Raw genomic sequence first — 20,192 nt, 5'->3', positions numbered from 1 at the left:
GCCAGCAGGCGAAGGCGGCAGCCAGCAAGGCCAGCATCACGCCCTTCACCACCGGATCGGCGGCGACGAACATCGCCAGCGGCGACAGGGCGGCATCGGCTGCCGGCTGAGCCGCCAATGCCTGGACGGAATAAAGCGAAAGGCCGCTGCCTGCGATGCCGGGCAACGGCCTGATAGGAATGCTGGTCTTCATCAGTGACTAAGGGCTTGGGTTGAGGTGTTCCACTCTATCATTAATGATTATCATTATCAATTAACAAAATAGAAACAATTCCGCTTCGTTCATTCACCGGCTTTGGCGGTGTACCAGACATAATCGGCCTGCTCCCGGCCCAGCCCCACGCCCTCCTCGGCCAACACCAACACCAGCACCGTCACCGCACGGCCCGGTGCCAGATCGGCCAGATGCAGCGGCGCGCCGACATCGCGCAACGCGTGGTAGGCGCCGGCGATCAGCATCGCCGGCTTGGGCGCGGCCAGCAGCCGTTCCGCCATCCTCCGGTCGCGCTGCTGCTGCACCGCCAGCATGGAAGCCATCATGCCCTCATCCATCTTGCCGCCGTGCTCGCCGCGGATCACCTCTTCCAGCCGGCGCGCCGCCCGCGGATCCCGCGACGCCCGCCCCTGCGGCCGCTCCTTGCTGGCGTAGTAGGCCCGCATCTGCTCGCGGTCCAGATTGGCCGCCAACAGCGGATACGGCGCGCGCAGCAGCGTCATCGCCAGTTCGCCGTAAAGCACCCACGGCCAGCCGCTCTGCCAAGCCACCAGTTCCCGCACCCGCGACGGGCGCACGCTGGGATCGCCCTGCAGCCAGGCTTTCACTTCGTCCACCCTGGGCTGCTGACTTGGCGTCAGCATCTCCAGCAGCGCGCTACCCTGCGGCCGGCTCGCGGCCAAGTGCCGCGTCAGCCAGATTTCTATCCGGCGGTGGTGGCGGTTGTCGTGCTTCTCCCCTACCAGCAGCATCTCGGCCGGCGCCAGCCTGGCCAGCAACTCGTCCGGGCTCAACGTCCTGCCGCTGGCCGTCTCCACAATTCGGCCCGCCGGCAGCCCTTCCGGCTTCGCCGCCGGCTGCGCCGCGCAACCGGCCAGCCCGGCCAATAAGGCCGCCGCCGCCATCCATCGCTTCATGTCTTTCCCGCCTTGCTTTCTTTGCCAAGCCGGCATATTAATTGATAATGATTATCAATAACAATAGTGGCGGCCATTTCGTCCGACCAAAACAAAACCGGCTGCAAACGCAGCCGGTCGGGTCTCGAAACCAGTGGTGACAGCTTAGAACCTGTTTCCGATCTCGCGAGCTAGAGCGAGACCAGGCGAAAACGGCTGAGGAAGCGGAATGTACATACAGTACATGAGCATTCCGAAGCGGTTTTTAACGCCGTATCGCCGACGCGCAGCAGATCGTAAACAGGTTCTTACAGCGCGGCCAGGGCGGCGGCGTAGTCCGGCTCGTCGGCGATCTCGCCCACCAGCTGGCTGTGCAGCACCTTGTCGTCGGCGTCCAGCACCACCACGGCGCGCGCGGTCAGGCCGGCCAGCGGGCCGGAGGCCAGCTTGACGCCGTAGGCTTCGGCGAAGGCCGGGTTGCGGAAGGTGGACAGCGTGGCCACGTTCTCGATGCCCTCCGCGCCGCAGAAGCGCTTCTGCGCGAACGGCAGGTCGGCGGACACGCACAACACCACGGTGTCGCTCAGCGCGGCGGCCTTCTCGTTGAACTTGCGCACCGACATCGCGCAGGTCGGGGTATCCACGCTGGGGAAAATGTTGAGGATCTTGCGCTTGCCGGCATAGCTGGCCAGCGACACCTCGGCCAGATCGCCGCCGGTCAGTTGCAGCGCCGGAGCTTGCTCGCCTTTGGACGGCAGCTTGCCCGCCACTTCCACCGGATTGCCGCGCAGGGTTACGGTTGCCATGTCTTGAATCCTCGTCAGGGTTGGAGATCGCGATAGTGTGGAGCAAAGCCGGTGGAATGCAACCCCGCCCCACGCATGGTTGTCATCGGGATCGACTGCCAGGCTACCATCCCGACGCACACCAAATTCCCAACTGATCTAAATAACGGCGATTTTTATTTTATTTCGTTATATAAAGTGCAGGTGGCCCCGCTACCGTGGCGCCGCAAGCAGGCAATTCGGGACGCGCGCTTACCGGCGCCGTCGACTGTCATCCGATACAAAGGAGTCTCTCATGGCTAGCCAAGATCGCGATCAGAAGTCCGGACTGTTCATCGTCAGCTACAACATCTTCAAGCCGGGCATCACCGGCGGATACAACCTGCACCTGCTGCTGTCAGTCTATCCGCCGGCTCGCCAAGTCAGCGGCCGCGCCGTCATCACCCAGGCGCTGCAACATCCGCTGGTTTTCGAAAATCCGGTGCAAGGCCGCTACGAGGAAAAGGGCGGCGACATCGAGCTGTTCCTCCACGGCTTCCGCCTGCCTATCGACTCGGGCTCCCCGCGCGCTGGCGATTTCCACTTCGACGGCCACCTGAAAGGCGGCTGGCACGCTGAAAACGGCTCCCGCGCCCGCTACGCCTTCCTGCAGGCCGGCCACTGGGTAGAGGAAGTCGGCCAGGACATCCAGCTGTCCGATGAAGTGCGGCATACCGTCAAAGCGCTGAACCTGCGCTAAACGTCCACGTACGCGCAAGCCGCCGGCGCCCCAGGCCCGGCGGTTTGTTCGTCTTCAGCCTGTCCATACGGCCATGGCGATCGCGCAAACGGCGCCTGCCGTGCTTGGATGCGGGATCGACGCCACGTGCGTCCTCCCTGCTAGGAGATCGCCATGACCGACCTGCCCGCCGAACTGAACCGCCGCGGCTTCCTGCTCGCCGCCGCCGGCGCCGCTGCCGCGCTCGCCCTGCCCCCGCTGCCCGGCCTTGCCCACGCCTCGTCGGCGCACACGCTGCCGCCGCTGCCCTACGCCGACAACGCGCTGGAGCCGGTGATCTCGGCCCGCACCATCGGCTTCCATTACGGCAAGCACCACAAGGCCTATCTCGACAATCTGAACAAGCTGATCGCAGGCCGCGACTACGCCGACCTGCCGCTGGAAGACATCATCACCCGCTCCTTCGGCCCCGCCGGCGACGCCGCCGTGTTCAACAACGCCGCCCAGCTGTGGAACCACACCTTCTATTGGCGCAGCATGCGGGCCAAGGGCGGCGGCGTGCCGCCGCAAGGGCTGCGGGAGAGAATAGAAGCCTCGTTCGGCAGCGTGGACGCCTGTAGGCAGCAGCTGGCCGGCGCCGCCATTTCCCAATTCGGCAGCGGCTGGGCCTGGCTGGTTCAGGATGGCGACAAGCTGAGGGTGGTGAAGACCGGCAACGCCGACAATCCGATCACCTCCGGCCTGACCCCGCTGCTGAATGTCGACGTCTGGGAACACGCCTACTATCTGGATTACCAGAACCGCCGCGCCGACTACGTCAACGCGGTGCTGGACAAGCTAATCGACTGGGAATTCGCGCAGCGCAACCTAAAAGCCTGACATCCGTCCGGCTCAAAGCTGGTTGTAGACGCCGCCCAAGGCGCGCAGCACCTCGGAGGCGGCGTCGAGTGCTTGGTCGTCCATGCCCCGCAGCTCGCGCTCCAGCACGTCGGCCAGCAGGCGTTCGCGCTCTCGGTGGCGCGCAAGGCCCAATTCGGTCAGCCCCACCAGCACCGAGCGCTTATCCGCCAGCGACTTCGCTTTCTCCACATAGCCCTGCTCGCTGAGGCCATTCACCAATTGGGTGACGCCGGCGCCGGTGGTCTCGGTCAGCTCCGCCAGCCGCGCCACCGGCAAGGCTCCCTCCTCCGCCAATATCCGCAACACCCTCGCGTGCGATAGCGACAGAGCGCCGGCCTGGCGCGTGGCACGGCCGCGCAGCCGGGCATCGGCGGCGCTCAGGCTGTAGGCGGCGCGGCTCAGCCTCGCCAGCGCCTGCTGGCGCGCTTCTCCCGCCTCGCTGGGCAAGGCATCCCCCTGGGGCTTGGTTGACATGCGTTCCGGCTCCACAATAATATAACTAAGTACTTAGTTAATTTTAGGTACGATCAATCTAACGAGGTGAAAATTATGTCACGTTCAGAAGCGCAAAGCTGGTCGCTGGACATCGCGCTGGCCCAGGGCGGTTTCGACGCCCTGCACCCGGAAGGCAAAAACACCCTGCTGCAGCTGGGCCATGACCCGGCCGATTTCGACGCCGTGTTCGAGCAGGTGAAAAGCGGCGCGATGCTGCCCAAAGCCTGGGCGGAAGTGGCCGCCCGCGCCGAACGGCGCGCCGCCCACTACGAGCGCGACGGCTACCGCCGCACCGCCGCCGACCTCTACCTGCGCGCCGCGGTGATGTGGGGCCGCGCGCAGTATTCGATCTTCGACACCGCCGATCCGCGCAAGGCCTCCTTGCGCGCGCGCTGCAACCACTGCGTCGAACGCATCGGCGAACTGCGCGACGGCCAGGTGCGGCGAGTGGAGATTCCGTTCGAGGGCGGCGCCATCCACGCGCTGCTGCACCTGCCGGACGGCGAAGTCCGGCAGGCGCCGGCTGTGATTCTCGGCCCCGGCATGGACATGATCAAGGAAGACTACCTGTACGCCGCCGAGCGCTACTACACCTCGCGCGGCATGGTGGCGCTGTCGATAGAGGGCCCCGGCCAGGGCGAAAGCCGCGCCGGCGGCCTGACCGTCACCCTGGATAACTATGAGCGGGCGCTGGAAGCCTATGCCGGCTACCTCGCCGGCCTGCCCGAAGTGGACGCCGGCCGCATCGGCATGTTCGGCATCAGCATGAGCGGCTACTGGGGACTGCGCGCCGCCGCCGGCGCCACCCGGCTGGCCGCCCTGGCAGCCTACGAAGCGGTGTGCGGCGACTTCCTCACCATCTTCGAGCGCGCCCAGCCCAGCTTCAAGAAAAACTACATGTATATGAGCGGCTACCGCGACGAGGCCATTTTCGACCGCGAAATGCGCGATCGCATGCCGCTGGACGCGATGGCCGCCGACATCCGCATCCCGGTGCTGCTGGGAATCGGCGAGTTCGACGAGTTGACCCCGCTGGAACAAGCGCTGGCGTGTTACCAGCGCATCCGCGCGCCCAAGGAGATGCGCGTCTACGAAAACGAATTCCACCCGCTGGGCGGCGTGGCGGCGGAAGTCTTCCGCTACGGCGCGGAATGGCTGGAACGGGCGCTGTCCGGCGATCCCGCGCTGCGCGAGCCGGGCCGGGATGTGCGCCACTATCTGCGCCGCGACGGCCATATCGGCGACGGCAGCGCCGCGCCGGACTGGTGGCAGGGCGCAGATCCGGTGGGCGGACAGCGCGCCTGATCCGGCGACGCTCGCGGCGCCGGATCGCCTCGGCCACGGCGCTCCGCTAAGTTTGGTCGGCGACGCCAAGCGGCGGGCCGGCGGCGATAAGCATTTGAACGATTGACGCCGTCCGGCCCCATCGCCAGACTGCCTTCATGCCAAAAACATGGAGGCATGTCATGAGTCAGCCTGTGCGGGCCCTGCTGTTCGACGTGTTCGGCACCGTGGTGGACTGGCGCGAGGGCGTGGCCCGCGACGCCGCCGCCTTCCTGCAGCGCCATCCCGGCGCCAGACAGGACGCTTACGCCTTCGCCGACGCCTGGCGCGGCCGCTACTCGCCGGCGATGGAGGTGGTGCGCGCCGGCCGCCGCCCGTTCACCCGGCTGGACCAGCTGCACCGCGAAAACCTGGAGGCCACGCTGCCGGCCTTCGGCATCGATCCGGCCTCAGTGCCTGAGGACCAGCTGCAATGGCTGAACCGCGCCTGGCACCGGCTGGACCCGTGGCCGGACAGCGTGGCCGGCCTGACCCGGCTGAAGGCGCGCTACATCGTCGCCACGCTCAGCAACGGCAACACCAGCCTGCTGCTCAATATGGCCAAATACGCCGGCCTGCCGTGGGACGCCATACTCGGAGCAGAGGCCGCCCAGGCCTACAAGCCGATGCCGCAGGCCTATCTGCGAACGGCGGAGCTTCTGGACCTGCCCCCAGAACGGATCTGCCTGGTGGCGGCGCACAACGGCGATCTGGCCGCCGCGCGCCAATGCGGGCTGAAAACCGCCTTCGTCGCTCGGCCGCGCGAATTCGGCCCGGAGCAGCGGACGGATCTGGCCGCGGAACGGGATTGGGATTGGGTGGCGGGGAACTTGATCGAGCTGGCGGCGCAATTACAGGCATGAACGCATCAACCGCGACAGTACCTGTCCTTTCTGACAGTTACTCATATCTGCTCCCGCTGGCTGCTAGCGTCTAAAATTCCCCGCCTTGCCAACGATGGCTTTCACCATCGCCCCGCAGCTTCGCTCAAAAATCAAAACCGGATCCGATCTTGAAACCGCAACTTCACCTGAAAACGCTCGCAGCCGCCATCGCCTGCGGCGCCCTGCTGTTGTCCCAAACCGCCGCCGCCAAGCCCGCCTCGCTGGATGACCAGCTGACCCAGGCCACCTCTTCCTATCTGGACAAACCCTCCGCCAAGAAAATGCAGCGCATCCAGACGCTGCTGGCCAAGGGCGCGCGCCCGCATCACGCCCAGACCGGCGAGGGGGACGCCGGCCTCTCCGCCCTGCCTTTCGCGATCGCCGCGCCCAGCCCGGAACTGGTCCGGCTGTTCCTCGCCCGAAAACCGGATCTGGAAATCCCGGTCACCCGCGAGAATCCGCTGACGCCGCTGCAACTGGCGCTGGCCGACGACGAGGCCGAGTCGGAAGACATGCGGCAAGTCGTCTCCCTGCTGCTGGCGGCCGGCGCCGACATCAACAATTCCGGCCCCAACCGGCTGGTCACGCCGGTGATGCTGGCGGCCGGCTACGGCGGCGATCTGAAGCCGCAGCTGCTGCAACGCCTGCTGCAAGCCGGCGCCGACGCCAATCGCCCCAATATGGACAACGCCAGCGCGATCAACGCCATGGCCGCCGGCAATCTGGACGCCATCCGCCAGCTGCAGGCGGCCGGCGCGCGGCTGGACAACCGCAGCGACGGCGGCGAAGCCGCGCTGCACCAGGTCTGCGCGCGGCCCGAGGCCGAGCAGGAGCAAGCTGATCCGCAAGCCGGCGAACGCATCCGCCTGTTCAAGGCCGCGGGCCTGAGCCTGAACCAGCAGCCGCCCGCCGCCAACAGCGACTACATCGTGATGCCGTTGGCCGCCGCGGTGGAAAGCGGCAACCGCGACTGCGTCAAGGCGATGCTGGCCGAAGGCGCCGATCCCGAGCTGCCGGTATTCGCCCATCTGACGGCGGAGAAAGCCGAGGCAGAAGGCCTGGACAACCCCAGCATCCGCCAATACGTGCAGAACCGCGCCGAAGAGCTGGATGGCGAGATGATGGCGCTGTTCCGCCGCTGAGCCCGGCATCCGCGAAGACAAACGGGACGGCGATGCCGTCCCGTTTTTTACGCCTGCTCGCCGCCGTCCACCCGGCGCCGCGTCTGCAAAATCGGCGGCGCCCAGGTTTCGCCCGGCCGCTTCTTGCGGGTGGCCAGCGTCAGCTCGGACGGGGCGAAGATGTTGATATTGTGGGTGTTGGGCGTGGTGATCAGGTACTGCGCCTCGGTGGCTTTCAGGAAGCCGGCCACGCGGTCGATGTTGAAGATGTCGAGGTGGGCGAACGGCTCGTCGATGAAGACAAAGCCGGACGGATTGGACTCGTCCATCATCAGGCCGATCAGCAGGATCAGCGACTTCATCACCTGCTGGCCGCCGGACGCCTCGCCGTCGTTCATGCCCATCATGCCCTTCTGGTCGAAGTTGAACTTCAGCACCAGCCCGGCCTGCGCCAGCACCGCGTCGTCGTTGGACAGCTGCGGCAGCTCCACTTCCACCTGGATGCCGGCCAGCTCGCCCAGCCGCTTGACGTTCTGGCCGTAAGCGCGCACGGTGGCGCGCAGCTTGCCCATATAGGCGGCGCGCGCCTCCTCGGTCAGCTCGCGCGAACGATCCACCTCGCCCTGGCGGCGCTGGCGCTCGCGGTCGAGCTGGGTCAGGTCGTCCACCAGCTTGTCCTTCAGCATCAGCACCGCTTCGTCCTGCTCCCAGTCGCCGTTCTGCAAGCGCTCTTCCAGATAGTTCAGCTGGTGCTTGGCGTCGGCGGCGGTGTCGAATTCGTCTTCCAGCTGCGCCACATGCTCCGGCGCCAGCGCCGCATCCGGCAAGCGCTGCGCCCATTCGCGCAGTTCGGAGATCAAGCGGCGCAATTGGCGGCGCGCCTGCTCCACGTCTTGCAGCTTCTGATTGTATTTGCCCAGGCTTTCCATCTCGCGCTGGCAGACGCGGTCGTGCGCCAGCCGCGCGTCGCCGTGGCGCTGGTCGGCGGCGTCCTTTTCGGCGCCGGCGTCGGCCAACGCCGCGCCCTCGCGGGCGATCTCGGCCTCCAGTTCGGCCTTGCGCGATTCCAGCGCGGCGAATTCGTCGGCGCGGCTGTCCAACTGGCGGATGGCGTCCATGCCGCCCAGGTATTCGGCCAAGCCGGCCGCCTCGCGGGTGGCGGCCACCAGCCGCTCCTCGTCGGCCAGGATGCGCACGTTCAGCGCCTTCAATTCGTCGCGCACCGCCAGCAGCCGCGACTGCCGCGCCGCCTCGCCGAAGGCGAATTCATGCGCCGGCACGCCGATGTGGCGCGCGCCGCGGCGTTCGCGGAAGTAGCCGTCGCGGGTGATCCAGTCTCCTTCAGCGCTAGCGCCTTCTAGTGCGTTCTCCACGCGCGTCACGCTGTTCATCTGCCGGTATAGCCACTCCGGCGCGTCGGCGGAGAAACGCACCACTTCCATCAGGCTGCCCTTGTTGGCACGCGGCGGCGCGGCGCGCTCCGGCACCACGAAGTGGCGATAGCGCAGCTTCTCGCCTATCTTCCAGGCCTCGCGGCGGTCGGACTCCTTGTCCAGCAGCACCACGTGGCGGTAGCCGCGCAGCAGCGCCTCCACCGCGCCCTGCCAGTTGGAGTCCATCACCTCGACGATGTCGGACAGCATCGCATGCGGAATGCCGGCCTCGTCCAGCGCCGCCTTGAACTGGCGCACATCCTCCGGCGAGCGGCCGCGGCCGATTTCCAGCGCCTGCAGATGCTCCGAGCTTTCCTGGCGCTGCTTTTTCAGCGCGCGCAGGCCGTCCTTCAGTTGCTCCGCCTCGGCGCGCAAGGCGGAGAGCTTGTCAGCCAGCTGCGCGGCGTCGGCGCCGTATTCCTTGCCGGCCAGCGCCTGCAGCCGGTCGCGCTCCTTCAATTGGCCCGCCACGCCGGCGTGTTCGCCCTTGGCCTTCATGAAGGCTTCCTGTGCCGCCATCCGCACCGTTTCCGCCGCGCCGCGCGCTTCGGCCGCGCTCACTTCCGCCGCCTTCAGCTTGGCCACCAGGTCCAGCGTGTCGGCGTGCTCGGCGCGCGCCTGGTTCAGCACGTGGTAGCCGGCGCGGTAGTCGCCCCATTGCTTGCCGAAGGACGCCTTGGCGTCCAGATAGGCCAGCACCGGCAGCGCCTCGTCGCGCAGCCGGGCGATGCCGGTCTGTAGCTGCCTCCATTCCAGATAGCGGTTGGCGCGGCTCTTCATCGCCTCCACCCGCACTTGCAGCGCCTCTTCCTGGCGGCTCAGCGCCTCCAGCTCCAGCTCGGTGGCGCGCTGCTCGTCGCGCGCGCGCTGGTAGTTGTCCAGCACGTCCTTGTCGCCGAACACCTGGAACACCAGGTCCAAGAGCTGGCGCGGGCTGTATTCGGTCAGCTTGTCGGTGTCGCCCTGCTCCAGCGCCAGCACTTCGGCCACCGCCGGGGTCAGGCCGGCGGCCTCCAGCCGGCGGCGGTACTCGTGCACGCCCAGCCATTGCGCCTGGCCCTCGGCATGCTCCAGCGCGATGTCGCCGTCCAGGATCGCATAGTGGCGCACCCAGTCGCCGCCCTGCTTCTTGATGCGGCACAGCAGCGTCACCGACTCGGAGACGATGGGGAAGAACGGCGTCGGGTACAGGCCGCCGGCCGGGCGGCGCGGGTTGTCCACCACGCCGCGCAGGTAGGCGAAGGCTTCCTTGTTGTTGCGCACGTAGCGCTTGTAGTCGCGCTTGCCGGAGCATTTGATCGCCAGCAGCGTGCGCATCGCGTCCAGCAAGGTGGTCTTGCCGGAGCCATTGGGCCCGATGATGGTGACGATCTGCGCGTCCAGCGGCACGGTCAGCCGCTGCCAGAAGTCCCAGTGCACCATTTCCACCGATTTCATCTGGAACATCAGCGCATCTCCTCGTCCGCCGCGTCTTCCGCCGGCAGGTCAAACAGCGGGCCGGCCGACGCCATGTCGTCGTCCGCGTTGTCGTCTTCAACTTCGTCGTCGACTCGCTTGTCCACCAACATGTCGCGGCCCTCGCGCCGCAGCAGCACGTCGGCCAGCGCGCCTTCGATGATGCGCGGCGCCAGCTGCGCGTAATCGATCATCAGGTCCAGCATCGGCCCCTCGTCCAGCCAGCGGTTGCGGCGCACGATGAAGCCCAGGTTGACCAGGCGGCCCAGATTGGCGCTGAAGCGGGTGCGGCCGCCCAGCGCCTTGCCGAAGTCGGCGTACAGCGCGTCCTCGGAAATGCCGGTGGACACGGTTTCGCCGGTTTCCAGCGGCTTTTGCGCGCCGAACATGTCGCTCTGGCTCTCCTTGCCGGCCTCGACGCGGGCGATTTGCCGCTCGCGCTTGGGCAGGATGATCAGCGCCCACAGGATCACCAACAGCGCCACGCCGTCGCGCGGCAGGCCCAGATTGTTGTTGAGCCAGGCGTCGCCACTGCCGAACACCGGTTCGACCATTTCCGGCAGCAAGGCTACCGCGATGTATTCAGCGTACGGGTTCTCCACCAGGCGCAGGCCGACGGCGGCCAGACTCTTGTCCAGTTCGGCGCGGAAGATGTCGTCCAGCAAGGCCTTGCGCGCCAGCGCGTCGGCGCGGGGCACCACGCGCTGCGCCAGCAGCCGGGCGGTGAGGGTTTTGATTTCGTGTTCCATATTATTTCTTGGCTTGCGCCACGCTCTGGATCAGCATCAGCGCGGCGGAGGCCGCCAGCGCGGCGGAGGCCGCCAGCGCGGCATCGCGCGGGTCGGCCAGATCCTGATTGAACCGGGGCAGTAACTGCCGGTAGTGGGCGAACAAGACCCGCACTTCCTCATCGCCATGCGCGCCGAGGCGGGCTTCCATTCGGGCAATGGTGACGCTCAGTTCTTCGAACGTAACCATCAGCGTGCGTCCTTGCCGCCGTTGGCCACCAGCCTGGCGTCGGACAGCGTTGCCACCTCCGGGTGGTCCGTCGCGATCACGTCGTCGCCCCCCTGCAGGCTGAACGGAAGCTTGGCCAGCGCGGCGACGATGCTTTGGTCGTTGCTGGTTTCCGGATCGCCGATCAGGGACAGCAAGGACAACCGGTAGGCGGTTTCGTTGTAGCTGTCGGCCAGCACCGCCTGGCTGATGTGGGCGTCGGCCTTGCCGCTCATGCCCAGCTCCAGCAGCAGGTCGTACATTTCTTCGGCCTCCAGCAGCCGCTCCATCTCGGGCGCGTCGGCCAGCGGGGCGGCTTCGCCTCCGGGCAGCACGTGGGCGCCGGCCTTGGCGCGCTCGCGCGCCAGCAGCTCGAACTCGGCCACGTCGGCCAGCTCGGGCGTCGACAGAAAAGCCGGCTCCGGACAGATGGACCAGCCGCCCGCCAGCTTGCCGGCCAGCATGGCCGCGCCCTGGCGGCGCAGCCAGTCGGCGATGTCGGTGGAGGTGAGGCCGGAATTGCCCAGGTGCACGCGCTGCGCGGCCAGCTGCGCCAGCCGGCGCTCGAAGGTGCCGGCCAGCGCCAGCATCCGGCTCTGCGCCAGCGCGATGGCCTGCGCCTGGTTCAGCACCATCAGGCTCAGCGTGTCGTCCTGGGTCAGGCTCTTCACCACCTCGGTGGACTTGGCCACCCAGCGCCACACCGCCTCCAGCCGGTGCTGCGCGGCGCGGATGCGGAATTCGGACTGCGACTCCAGCGCTTCCTCGAATTCGGCGTACAGCTCGTTAAGCCGCGCCAGCAGATGCTTCAGCGCCTCGTCCGACACCTGGCCGACAGCCTGGCCGGCCGCCACCTGGCTGGCCAGATAGCCCAGCTCGACGTCGTCGCCGGAGAAATCGACCAGCGTCGCCAGCGCCGCCAGCGCGACGCGCGCGCCCTCGGACAGCTGGTAGACGCCGCCGTCGCTGTCGTAGACCAGCAGATCGCCTTCACGCAGCCGCCCCAGAATGGTGGCCAGTTTGGTATCGTTAAGGTAGGAGAAGCGCTGGGCGATTTCCTGCGGCGTCCACAGCGGCGCCTCGGCGCGGCCGCCCAGCTCTCTCAGCACCAGGAGGCGCATCAGCACTTCCTCGTCGCCGCCGCGGAACAGCGTGACGAAAACGGACAGATAGCCCCATGCCCCTTGCAGGCGCGACACGGCCTGCAGCGAGCCGGGCTCGATGCCGGGCTGGAAGAAATCGGACAATGAATCCAAGCGCGCTCCACAAGCTGGGGTGAATCAAAGCGGAGATTGTCCCGGCGGCCCGCCGCTTCGTCAACGCGGCGATGCGTTTTATCCTGGCCGCGAGCCATAACAAATCATCAGAGGAGATGCCATGCTCACCCGCCACCATCCGCTGCTGTCGCCCAGCCTGGGCTGCCAGCGCGCGCTGACAAGCTTCCATTTCGGCCAGGAAGGCCGCGGCGAGAAGGTCCATATCCAGGCCAGCCTGCACGCCGACGAGCTTCCCGGCATGCTGGTGGCCTGGCACCTGAAGCAGCGGCTGCGCCAGCTGGAGGACGAAGGCGCCATTCTGGGCGAGATCGCCGTGCTGCCCGCGGCCAACCCCATCGGCCTGAACCAGAACCAGAGCAGCAAGCTGATGGGCCGCTTCGAGCTGATGAGCGGCCAGAACTTCAACCGCCACTACCTGCCGCTGGCCGAACCGGTGTTCGCCTCCGTGCGCCAGCAGCTGGGGCCGGACGCCAAGGCCAACACCCGGTTGATCCGCGCGGCGATGCGGGCCGAGCTGGCCAGACAGCAGCCGCAGACCGAGCTGCAGTCGCTGCGCCACACGCTGCACTCGATGGCTTTCGACGCCGACATCATGCTGGACCTGCACTGCGACAGCCGCGCCGACCTGCACCTGTACACCGGCACCCCGCTGTGGGACCAGTGCGAGCCGCTGTCCCGCTACCTGGGCGCCTGCGCCACGCTGCTGGCCGAAGACTCCGGCGATTACCCTTTCGACGAGTCCTGCAGCCAGCCCTGGTGGCAGCTGCGCGACCTGGCCGCCCGGGCCGGACTGTCCGCGCCGATCGAGATGGCCTGTCTGGCGGTGACGGTGGAGCTGCGCGGCGAATGCGACGTGAACCACGAATACGCGGCCCATGACGCCGAAGCCATCATCGATTTCCTGCAGCATCGCGGCGTGATCGCCGGCGACGCGCCGCCGCTGCCGCCGCTGCGCCACCCGGCCACGCCGCTGGCCGCGTCCGAAGACCTGCAGGCGCCGCACGCCGGCGTGGTGGTGTATCGCGCTGCAGCCGGCAGTCTGCTCAGCCCCGGCGACCTGGTGGCCGACGTGATCGATCCGCTGACCGACACCGTCACCCAGGTATGCACCCAGCGCGGCGGCGTGCTGTACGCCACCAGCGACCGGCCCTACGCCACCGCCGGCTTCGGCCTGGCCCGCGTGGCCGGCGACACCGCGTTCAAGAGCGGCAAGCTGTTGACCGCCTGACGGAATTTTCGCCGCCGGCGGCGATCCAAGCTGTTTCGCATCGCCGCCGGACTCCGTCCCATGAAAACGCTCGCTCCCCTGCTGTTGTCCCTGTCCATCCTGCTGCCGGCCGCGCCGGTCGCCGCCGTGCCCGCGTCTTCCGCGCCGGCCGCCGAGGCGGTGTTCGCCGAACTGGCGCGCCAGCCCGCCTACCAGGCGGCCTGGATGAGCATGATGGCCGCCGCGAAAGACGCGCCGGAATGGCTGCGCGAAGCCCGCGCCACCAGCGCGCCCTATCATGCGGCCATCATCGCCGGCAAACGCTATCTGGCCGGCGAGATGTGCAAGCCGCACGATTGCGCCGGCAACCGCTTCTTCGGCCTATTCAGCGCTGACAAGCGCCGCGCGCTGGGCCTGCTGGTGACGGTGGCCGACGCGCCCGAGGCGGTGGACCATCCGGCCAAGCACGCCAGCTACCGCTGGCTGGGCAAGCCGGACAAGGAGCAACGCGCCTATCTGATGCAACAACTGAAACAGGACCCGAACTGGAAATGAAAACGCTGAAATCCGCTCTCGCCGCGCTGCCGGCGCTGCTCCTGGCCGCCTGCGCGCAAAACCCGGCGCCGCAGCCGCAAGCTGTCGGCATGGCCAACCCGGCCTCGGTCTATTGCGTGAAACAAGGCGGCAAGCTGCTGCCGCAAAAGGACGCCGCCGGCGGCGAGTACGCGCTGTGCCAGCTGCCCGATGGCCGGGCGGTGGAGGAATGGGCGCTGTTCCGCTCGCAGCAGCCGGCCGCGCCGGCGCCGTAAACCTACTTATCCACAGTCATCGCTCAAATCCGGATTTATCCACAAATCTGGATGGCGCGCCAAAAAACAAGCCCGCCGGCTGACAGCTCCGGCGGGCTTCCTACCCCCTTTGGCAGGGATAGTCTTACTTTAGACTACCGGACAGGAAAGCCTTCAGCCTTTCGCTCTTGGTGTTGCCGAACACCTCGTCCGGATGGCCCTCTTCCTCCACGCGGCCCTGATGCAGGAACATCACGTGGTTGGACACGTTGCGGGCGAAGCCCATCTCGTGGGTGACCACGATCATGGTGCGGCCCTCTTCGGCCAGCGCCTGCATCACCTTCAGCACCTCGCCCACCAGCTCCGGATCCAGCGCCGACGTCGGCTCGTCGAACAGCATCACTTCCGGCTCCATCGTCAGCGCGCGGGCGATGGCCACGCGCTGCTGCTGGCCGCCGGACAGGTGGGCCGGATACTTGGCCTGGGCGCGCTCGTCCAGCCCCACCTTGGCCAGGTATTTCTTGGCGCGGGCGACCGCTTCCTCACGCGGCAGGCCCAGCACGTGTACCGGCGCCTCGATGACGTTTTCCAGCACCGTCATGTGGCCCCACAGATTGAAGTGCTGGAACACCATGGCCAGCTTGGTGCGCATGGTCTGCAGCTGTTTCTGGTCGGCCGGCACCAGCTCGCCCTGCTTGTTGCGCGACAGGCGGATTTCCTCGCCGTTCAACGCGATGGAGCCGTCGTTCGGCTTTTCCAGGAAGTTGATGCAGCGCAGGAAAGTGCTCTTGCCCGAGCCCGACGAGCCGATGATGCTGATCACGTCGCCGGCCTTGGCCTTCAGCGAGATGCCTTTCAGAACTTCGTGGTCGCCGTAGCTCTTGTGAATGTTGCTGATGTTCAGCTTGTCCATCTAATAAATCCCCAGTATTTCTCAGCTCTTGGTCGGATGCAGGTAAGCGAGCCAGCGGGCTTCAGCCTTGCGGAACAGGCCGACCAGAATAAAGGTGATGCTCAGATACAGCAAGGCCGCCAGGCCGAAGGCGTTGAAGGAATCGTACGTGGCGGCGTTGGCGTCGCGCGCGACTTTCAGGATGTCCGGCACGGTGGCGGTGAAGGCCACGGTGGTGGCGTGCAGCATCAGGATCACTTCGTTGCTGTACGCCGGCAGCGCGCGGCGCAGCGCCGACGGGATGATCACCCGGCGGTACAGCGTGAACGGGCTCATGCCGTAAGCGCGCCCGGCCTCGATCTCGCCATAGGAAGTGGCCTTGATCGCGCCGGCGAAGATTTCGGTGGTGTAGGCGCAGGTGTTGAGCGCGAACGCCAGGATGGTGCAGTTGTAGCCTTCGCGGAAGAAGTGGTTGAGGAAACCCACCTCCCGCACCACATCCAGGCTGTACATGCCGCTGTAGAAGAAGATCAGCTGCACGTAGAGCGGCGTGCCGCGGAACACGTAGGTGTACAAGCCCACCAGGCGCGCCAGCCATTTGATCTTGGACACGCGCGCCACCGCCAGCGGAATGGACACGACGAAGCCGAAGGCGATGGACAGCACCAACAGCCACATGGTGACGGCCAGGCCGGACAGGTGGTAGCCGTCGCTCCACAGGAAGGCCCGCCAGTATTGCTGGATGATGTCTATCATAAGTCGGCCTCCCGCACGCCGATGGAATAGCGGCGCTCCAGCTTCGCCAGCACGAAATTGGACAGCGCGGTCAGCGCCAGGTAGATGGCGCCCGCCACCAGCGTGAAGAAGAACACGCGGTAAGTGCTCTTGCCGGCGTCGATGGACGCCTTGACCACATCGGCCAGGCCGATGATGGACACCAGCGCGGTGGCCTTCAGCATCACCTGCCAGTTATTGGAGATGCCGGGCAGCGCGAAGCGCATCATCTGCGGGAACTGCACGCGGTGGAACACCTGCCAGCCGCTCATGCCGTAAGCGATGCCGGCCTCGATCTGCCCCTTGGGCACGGACAGGAAGGCACCGCGCAGCGTCTCGGTGAAATAGGCGCCGTAGATGAAGCCCAGCGTGACGATGCCGGACACGAAGGGATCGAGGTCGATCTGGTCGATGTGCATCGCCTCGGTGATCTTGTTCATGCCGATCTGCAGGCTGTAGAAGATCAGCAGCATCAACACCAGGTCGGGCACGCCGCGCACCAGGGTGGTGTACAGCGTGGACACGCCGCCCAGCAGCGGGTTGTGCGACAGCTTGGCGCCGGCGCCGACGAGACCGATGACGAAGGCCAGAAGCAGCGACAGAACCGACAGCTCCAGCGTCACCAGGGTCCCCTGCCAGATAATGGGACCGAATCCATCCAGAAACATATGTTCCCCTTGTCGAGTGGCCGCCGCTTTCAGCTTATGGCGCTGAATGGCGACGGACGCTCCAGATCAATACGCCCCGCAAGGCGGGGCGCATCACAACGCGAGCAGGCGGACGGGCCGCGCGCCCGGAACGGCATCAGCCGCCGTACACGTCGAAGGAGAAGTACTTCTTCTCGATCTTCTTGTAGGTGCCGTCCTTCAGCATGTCGGCGATCGCCTTGTCGATGCCCGCCTTCAGATCCTTGTCTTCCTTGCGCAGGCCGATGCCGGCACCTTCGCCCAGGGTCTGCGGATCGACCAGGTCCTTGCCGGCGAAGGCGAAGCCCTTGCCTTCAGGCTTTTTCAGGAAGCCGATGTCGGCCTGCACCGCGTCCTGCAAGGACGCGTCCAGGCGGCCCGCGGTCAGGTCGGCCAGCACCAGGGTCTGGTTCTGGTAAGGAACCACTTCCACGCCGGCCGGCGCCCAGTGCTTCTTGGCGTAGGCTTCCTGGATGGTGCCCTGCTCCACGCCCACGCGCTTGCCCTTCAGCGAGGCCGGGGTCGGCATCAGGCCGGAGCCGGACTTGGCGACCATGCGGGTCGGGGTGTTGAACAGCTTGGCGGAGAAGGCGATTTCCTTCATCCGGGCTTCGGTCATCGACATCGACGACAGCACGCCGTCGAACTTCTTGGCCTTCAGCGCCGGGATCATGCCGTCGAAATCGTTTTCCACCCACACGCACTTGGCTTTCATGCGTTTGCAGATTTCGTTGCCCAGGTCGACGTCGAAACCCACCACCTGGCCGCTCGGCGCCTTGTACTCGAACGGCGCGTAGCTGGCGTCGACGCCGAAGCGGATTTCCTTCCAGTCTTTGGCGTAAGCCCCCAGGGATGCGGCCATCAGACCCACGGCCAGCGCAGCAAGTGCTTTCTTCATTTCCTTCTCCTCATCAATCGTACTGCCTTGTTGGTATCCGGACGATGCCGGACTTTCTCTCCGGGCCGATCCCGCCTGGCCCGCGCCGCCCGGTGCGGCCCCGGCCCAAGCGGCGGCTGCACCAGTTATATAGTTAGAGCATTTCGTCTAGCAAGCCGGATTTCGCCGCTCCGCCGGCCGGGCCCCCGGCTGGCGGATGACAAAACCTGGCGCCTGGTCCCGGACCGGCTCCTCCCGCCCACGCCGTCGAAACGGCTGGACAGGAAGGCGCGGCACGGCGCCGGCGGCTTTGTCGGCGGCTCTTCCCGGCTTCGGCTTCGACAAGCAGAATTCATGCCACGGCCATTTGGAGGCAATCGCCTCCCGCGCAATCGCCTGAGGACAAAATACAACATCCAATCGACTTGGGAAGTAACGGCGCGTGAAAAGATCGGTGTACAGCAAAGCGACGTAAATTGCCGGGAATCGGCCAAAACCCCGCATTTTGCCCAAGTGGAATAAAAAAGCGGGCTGGATATGCATCCAGCCCGCTTCTCATAGCAGTTAAATACTGCGATTTCGTTACGCGTCGTCACCTTCGCTTACAGCCGGCGCTTCCGGCGTGATCAGCTTCTGCTTGGCCGCCTCGGCCTGCTGTTTCTGCTCTTCGGCTTCCTTGCGCGCGGCGGCTCGCACCACGTCCAGGTAGGACATGATGGCGAAAGTCAGCTCGCGGGTGCCTTCATGGTTCAGCGCGGAGATGGAGAACACGCGCGGCGCCTTGATGTCGAAACCCAGGCTGTCGTCCGGCTTCTCCGTAGGCCAGCCATAGGCGTTGAGGAAGGCCGACACCGTCAGTTCGCGCTCGTCCGGCGGCAGCATGTCCACCTTGTTCAGCACCAGCCAGCGCGGCTTGCCGTGCAGCTCTTCATCGTACTTCTTCAGCTCTTCCACGATGGCGCGCGCCTCGCGCACCGGATCGACGTCCGGGTCGAACGGGGCGATGTCCACCACGTGCAGCAGCAGGCCGGTGCGCTGCAGGTGCTTCAGGAAGCGATGGCCCAGGCCCGCGCCTTCCGCCGCGCCTTCGATCAGGCCCGGAATGTCGGCGATCACGAAGCTGCGGGTATCATCCATCCGCACCACGCCCAGGTTCGGGTGCAGCGTGGTGAACGGATAATCCGCCACCTTGGGGCGCGCGGCGGACACCGAGCGGATGAAGGTGGACTTACCGGCGTTGGGCATGCCCAGCAGGCCGACGTCGGCCAATACCTTCAACTCCAGCTTGAAAGTGCGCTGCTCGCCCTGCTCGCCCGGCGTGCATTGGCGCGGCGAACGGTTGGTGGACGATTTGAAATGAATATTGCCCAGGCCGCCCTTGCCGCCCTTGGCGATCATGATGCGCTGGCCGTGATGGGTCAGGTCGGCCACCAGTTCGCCGGTGTCATGGTCGGTAATCACCGTGCCCACCGGCATTTTCAGTTCGATGTCGTCGCCGCCCTTGCCGTAGCAATCGGCGCCGCGGCCGCGCTCGCCGTGCTCCGCCAGGTATTTCTTGACGAAGCGGAACTCAACCAGAGTGTTGACGTTTTCGTCGGCCACCGCGAACACGCTGCCGCCCTTGCCGCCATCGCCGCCATCCGGGCCGCCGAACGGGATATATTTTTCACGACGGAAACTGGCCACGCCATTGCCGCCGCGTCCAGCCATCACTTCAATGCGGGCTTCATCGATAAACTTCATGTCTACAACCTCTGTTCTGCGAGGAGTCAGGGGTCAGGACTGGCTCCAGCCCTCACGCCTTGCCCCTCGGTATGAAAAAAGCCCTATCGAAGGATAGGGCTTTCTCGGATGCTGGAAAGCGAATTATTCGCCGTCAACACCGGTGTACGGAATCACGTTAACGGTCTTGCGCTGTTGCGCGCCCTTAACGGTGAATTCAACGTAGCCATCAACCTTGGCGAACAGGGTGTGATCCTTGCCCTGACCAACGTTTTCACCAGCGTGGAAGCGGGTGCCGCGCTGACGCACGATGATGGAACCAGCCGGAATCAGTTCGCTACCGTAAACCTTAACGCCCAGGCGTTTGGCTTCGGAGTCACGACCGTTGCGGGAGCTACCACCTGCTTTTTTGTGTGCCATGACTGTTTATCCTTACTTCGAAATCGCGTCGATGCGGATTTCGGTGTAGTTCTGACGATGACCCTGGTGTTTCTGGTAGTGCTTACGACGACGCATCTTGAAGATGCGGATCTTGTCGCCACGACCGTGGGAAACAACGGTAGCCTTAACAGTGGCGCCGGCAATCATCGGCGCGCCAACTACAACCTGTTCACCGTCAGCAATCATCAGCACTTCTTCAAGTACGATCTGGCTGTCGACGTCTGCAGGTATCTGTTCTACTTTGAGTTTTTCACCGATGGCAACTTTGTACTGCTTGCCGCCGGTTTTTATGACCGCATACATTCGCA

General features: G+C 65.9%; 23 protein-coding genes. 8 read left to right on the top strand and 15 right to left on the bottom strand.

Going from position 1 to position 20,192, the window contains the following annotated elements; genetic code table 11:
- The 3 genes from VL52_RS25180 to tpx form a co-directional block, all read right to left on the bottom strand.
- The coding region (locus tag VL52_RS25180; protein ID WP_046156209.1) for a hypothetical protein at positions 1–193 on the bottom strand (193 nt) is incomplete at its 3' end.
- 89 nt (positions 194–282) lie between these two features.
- Positions 283–1,131: a ChaN family lipoprotein gene (locus tag VL52_RS06205; protein WP_144410173.1), complete on the bottom strand. Its 849-nt coding sequence runs from the start codon at positions 1,129–1,131 to the stop codon at positions 283–285.
- A gap of 287 nt (positions 1,132–1,418) precedes the next feature.
- Positions 1,419–1,916 (bottom strand): thiol peroxidase, encoded by a 498-nt coding sequence (tpx, locus tag VL52_RS06200; protein ID WP_046156207.1) that lies wholly within the window; start codon positions 1,914–1,916, stop codon positions 1,419–1,421.
- Between the two features lie 274 nt (positions 1,917–2,190).
- Here tpx and VL52_RS23145 point away from each other — a divergent pair, with 274 nt between their 5' ends.
- Positions 2,191–2,634, top strand: a complete 444-nt coding sequence (locus VL52_RS23145; RefSeq protein WP_052717461.1) for a DUF1842 domain-containing protein — start codon at positions 2,191–2,193, stop codon at positions 2,632–2,634.
- Between the two features lie 153 nt (positions 2,635–2,787).
- On the top strand, positions 2,788–3,492 hold the full coding sequence (locus VL52_RS06190; protein ID WP_046156206.1) for a superoxide dismutase: 705 nt from the start codon (positions 2,788–2,790) through the stop codon (positions 3,490–3,492).
- 12 nt (positions 3,493–3,504) lie between these two features.
- On the opposite strand, the gene VL52_RS06185 is transcribed toward VL52_RS06190, so the two are convergent.
- Positions 3,505–3,987, bottom strand: coding sequence for a MarR family winged helix-turn-helix transcriptional regulator (locus VL52_RS06185; protein WP_046156205.1), 483 nt, complete (start codon positions 3,985–3,987; stop codon positions 3,505–3,507).
- A gap of 75 nt (positions 3,988–4,062) precedes the next feature.
- Between VL52_RS06185 and VL52_RS06180 the strand changes: the two genes are divergently transcribed.
- The 3 genes from VL52_RS06180 to VL52_RS06170 all read left to right on the top strand — a co-directional run bounded on the left by VL52_RS06180 (position 4,063) and on the right by VL52_RS06170 (position 7,357).
- On the top strand, positions 4,063–5,313 hold the full coding sequence (locus tag VL52_RS06180; protein ID WP_200895959.1) for an alpha/beta hydrolase: 1,251 nt from the start codon (positions 4,063–4,065) through the stop codon (positions 5,311–5,313).
- A 161-nt stretch (positions 5,314–5,474) separates the two neighbouring features.
- Positions 5,475–6,194, top strand: coding sequence for a haloacid dehalogenase type II (locus VL52_RS06175; RefSeq protein ID WP_046156204.1), 720 nt, complete (start codon positions 5,475–5,477; stop codon positions 6,192–6,194).
- Between the two features lie 149 nt (positions 6,195–6,343).
- Entirely contained in the window at positions 6,344–7,357 is a 1,014-nt protein-coding gene (locus VL52_RS06170; protein ID WP_046156203.1) for an ankyrin repeat domain-containing protein, read from the top strand.
- 47 nt (positions 7,358–7,404) lie between these two features.
- On the opposite strand, the gene VL52_RS06165 is transcribed toward VL52_RS06170, so the two are convergent.
- The 4 genes from VL52_RS06165 to VL52_RS06150 are packed head-to-tail and all read right to left on the bottom strand — an operon-like array spanning position 7,405 to position 12,476.
- Positions 7,405–10,215, bottom strand: coding sequence for an ATP-binding protein (locus tag VL52_RS06165; protein WP_046156202.1), 2,811 nt, complete (start codon positions 10,213–10,215; stop codon positions 7,405–7,407).
- Complete coding sequence (locus VL52_RS06160; RefSeq protein WP_046156201.1) at positions 10,215–10,973, bottom strand: hypothetical protein; 759 nt, start codon at positions 10,971–10,973, stop codon at positions 10,215–10,217. The genes VL52_RS06165 and VL52_RS06160 overlap by 1 nt, the downstream gene beginning before the upstream one ends.
- A 1-nt stretch (position 10,974) precedes the next feature.
- Positions 10,975–11,202 (bottom strand): hypothetical protein, encoded by a 228-nt coding sequence (locus VL52_RS06155; protein WP_046156200.1) that lies wholly within the window; start codon positions 11,200–11,202, stop codon positions 10,975–10,977.
- Complete coding sequence (locus VL52_RS06150) at positions 11,202–12,476, bottom strand: hypothetical protein (RefSeq protein WP_046156199.1); 1,275 nt, start codon at positions 12,474–12,476, stop codon at positions 11,202–11,204. The genes VL52_RS06155 and VL52_RS06150 overlap by 1 nt, the downstream gene beginning before the upstream one ends.
- Before the next feature lie 121 nt (positions 12,477–12,597).
- Here VL52_RS06150 and VL52_RS06145 point away from each other — a divergent pair, with 121 nt between their 5' ends.
- From VL52_RS06145 to VL52_RS06135, 3 genes are read left to right on the top strand one after another with little or no spacing between them, the layout of a single operon-like run.
- Positions 12,598–13,725: a succinylglutamate desuccinylase/aspartoacylase family protein gene (locus tag VL52_RS06145; RefSeq protein ID WP_046156198.1), complete on the top strand. Its 1,128-nt coding sequence runs from the start codon at positions 12,598–12,600 to the stop codon at positions 13,723–13,725.
- A 60-nt stretch (positions 13,726–13,785) separates the two neighbouring features.
- On the top strand, positions 13,786–14,259 hold the full coding sequence (locus tag VL52_RS06140) for an inhibitor of vertebrate lysozyme family protein (RefSeq protein WP_046156197.1): 474 nt from the start codon (positions 13,786–13,788) through the stop codon (positions 14,257–14,259).
- Positions 14,256–14,513 carry a putative hemolysin gene (locus tag VL52_RS06135; RefSeq protein WP_046156196.1) on the top strand — a complete coding sequence of 86 codons (258 nt, stop codon included), beginning with the start codon at positions 14,256–14,258 and terminating at the stop codon, positions 14,511–14,513. Before VL52_RS06140 ends, VL52_RS06135 begins: the two co-directional genes overlap by 4 nt.
- A 124-nt stretch (positions 14,514–14,637) precedes the next feature.
- Here VL52_RS06135 and VL52_RS06130 read toward each other — a convergent pair whose 3' ends face one another.
- The 7 genes from VL52_RS06130 to rplU all read right to left on the bottom strand — a co-directional run bounded on the left by VL52_RS06130 (position 14,638) and on the right by rplU (position 20,187).
- Positions 14,638–15,405: an ABC transporter ATP-binding protein gene (locus VL52_RS06130; protein ID WP_021476836.1), complete on the bottom strand. Its 768-nt coding sequence runs from the start codon at positions 15,403–15,405 to the stop codon at positions 14,638–14,640.
- Positions 15,406–15,426: 21 nt separating this feature from the next.
- A complete protein-coding gene (locus VL52_RS06125; protein WP_021476837.1) occupies positions 15,427–16,140 on the bottom strand; it encodes an ABC transporter permease in 714 nt (237 codons plus the stop codon).
- Positions 16,137–16,826 (bottom strand): ABC transporter permease, encoded by a 690-nt coding sequence (locus VL52_RS06120; RefSeq protein WP_046156195.1) that lies wholly within the window; start codon positions 16,824–16,826, stop codon positions 16,137–16,139. The genes VL52_RS06125 and VL52_RS06120 overlap by 4 nt, the downstream gene beginning before the upstream one ends.
- A 136-nt stretch (positions 16,827–16,962) precedes the next feature.
- Positions 16,963–17,742 (bottom strand): ABC transporter substrate-binding protein, encoded by a 780-nt coding sequence (locus VL52_RS06115; protein ID WP_046156194.1) that lies wholly within the window; start codon positions 17,740–17,742, stop codon positions 16,963–16,965.
- Positions 17,743–18,303: 561 nt separating this feature from the next.
- Positions 18,304–19,464, bottom strand: coding sequence for a GTPase ObgE (gene obgE, locus VL52_RS06110; protein WP_046156193.1), 1,161 nt, complete (start codon positions 19,462–19,464; stop codon positions 18,304–18,306).
- Positions 19,465–19,587: 123 nt separating this feature from the next.
- Positions 19,588–19,863 (bottom strand): 50S ribosomal protein L27, encoded by a 276-nt coding sequence (rpmA, locus tag VL52_RS23790; protein ID WP_021476841.1) that lies wholly within the window; start codon positions 19,861–19,863, stop codon positions 19,588–19,590.
- Between the two features lie 12 nt (positions 19,864–19,875).
- The gene (gene rplU, locus VL52_RS23785; RefSeq protein WP_021476842.1) at positions 19,876–20,187 is read right to left on the bottom strand and encodes a 50S ribosomal protein L21; all 312 of its coding nucleotides are present in this window, start codon (positions 20,185–20,187) and stop codon (positions 19,876–19,878) included.
- Between the last annotated feature and the right edge of the window lie 5 nt (positions 20,188–20,192).

It is taken from the genome of Chromobacterium vaccinii, from assembly GCF_000971335.1.
GTDB classification, from domain to species: domain Bacteria; phylum Pseudomonadota; class Gammaproteobacteria; order Burkholderiales; family Chromobacteriaceae; genus Chromobacterium; species Chromobacterium vaccinii.
The sequence above is the reverse complement of the archived record's forward strand: the minus strand, read 5'-3'. Positions and strand labels throughout refer to the sequence as shown.

Coding starts and splice junctions, on each gene's coding strand:
- VL52_RS06205 (WP_144410173.1), bottom strand. CDS start 1,131: ATGAAGCGATGGATGGCGGCGGCGGCCTTATTGGCCGGGCTGGCCGGT.
- tpx (WP_046156207.1), bottom strand. CDS start 1,916: ATGGCAACCGTAACCCTGCGCGGCAATCCGGTGGAAGTGGCGGGCAAG.
- VL52_RS23145 (WP_052717461.1), top strand. CDS start 2,191: ATGGCTAGCCAAGATCGCGATCAGAAGTCCGGACTGTTCATCGTCAGC.
- VL52_RS06190 (WP_046156206.1), top strand. CDS start 2,788: ATGACCGACCTGCCCGCCGAACTGAACCGCCGCGGCTTCCTGCTCGCC.
- VL52_RS06185 (WP_046156205.1), bottom strand. CDS start 3,987: ATGTCAACCAAGCCCCAGGGGGATGCCTTGCCCAGCGAGGCGGGAGAA.
- VL52_RS06180 (WP_200895959.1), top strand. CDS start 4,063: ATGTCACGTTCAGAAGCGCAAAGCTGGTCGCTGGACATCGCGCTGGCC.
- VL52_RS06175 (WP_046156204.1), top strand. CDS start 5,475: ATGAGTCAGCCTGTGCGGGCCCTGCTGTTCGACGTGTTCGGCACCGTG.
- VL52_RS06165 (WP_046156202.1), bottom strand. CDS start 10,215: ATGTTCCAGATGAAATCGGTGGAAATGGTGCACTGGGACTTCTGGCAG.
- VL52_RS06160 (WP_046156201.1), bottom strand. CDS start 10,973: ATGGAACACGAAATCAAAACCCTCACCGCCCGGCTGCTGGCGCAGCGC.
- VL52_RS06155 (WP_046156200.1), bottom strand. CDS start 11,202: ATGGTTACGTTCGAAGAACTGAGCGTCACCATTGCCCGAATGGAAGCC.
- VL52_RS06145 (WP_046156198.1), top strand. CDS start 12,598: ATGCTCACCCGCCACCATCCGCTGCTGTCGCCCAGCCTGGGCTGCCAG.
- VL52_RS06140 (WP_046156197.1), top strand. CDS start 13,786: ATGAAAACGCTCGCTCCCCTGCTGTTGTCCCTGTCCATCCTGCTGCCG.
- VL52_RS06135 (WP_046156196.1), top strand. CDS start 14,256: ATGAAAACGCTGAAATCCGCTCTCGCCGCGCTGCCGGCGCTGCTCCTG.
- VL52_RS06130 (WP_021476836.1), bottom strand. CDS start 15,405: ATGGACAAGCTGAACATCAGCAACATTCACAAGAGCTACGGCGACCAC.
- VL52_RS06125 (WP_021476837.1), bottom strand. CDS start 16,140: ATGATAGACATCATCCAGCAATACTGGCGGGCCTTCCTGTGGAGCGAC.
- VL52_RS06120 (WP_046156195.1), bottom strand. CDS start 16,826: ATGTTTCTGGATGGATTCGGTCCCATTATCTGGCAGGGGACCCTGGTG.
- VL52_RS06115 (WP_046156194.1), bottom strand. CDS start 17,742: ATGAAGAAAGCACTTGCTGCGCTGGCCGTGGGTCTGATGGCCGCATCC.
- obgE (WP_046156193.1), bottom strand. CDS start 19,464: ATGAAGTTTATCGATGAAGCCCGCATTGAAGTGATGGCTGGACGCGGC.
- rpmA (WP_021476841.1), bottom strand. CDS start 19,863: ATGGCACACAAAAAAGCAGGTGGTAGCTCCCGCAACGGTCGTGACTCC.
- rplU (WP_021476842.1), bottom strand. CDS start 20,187: ATGTATGCGGTCATAAAAACCGGCGGCAAGCAGTACAAAGTTGCCATC.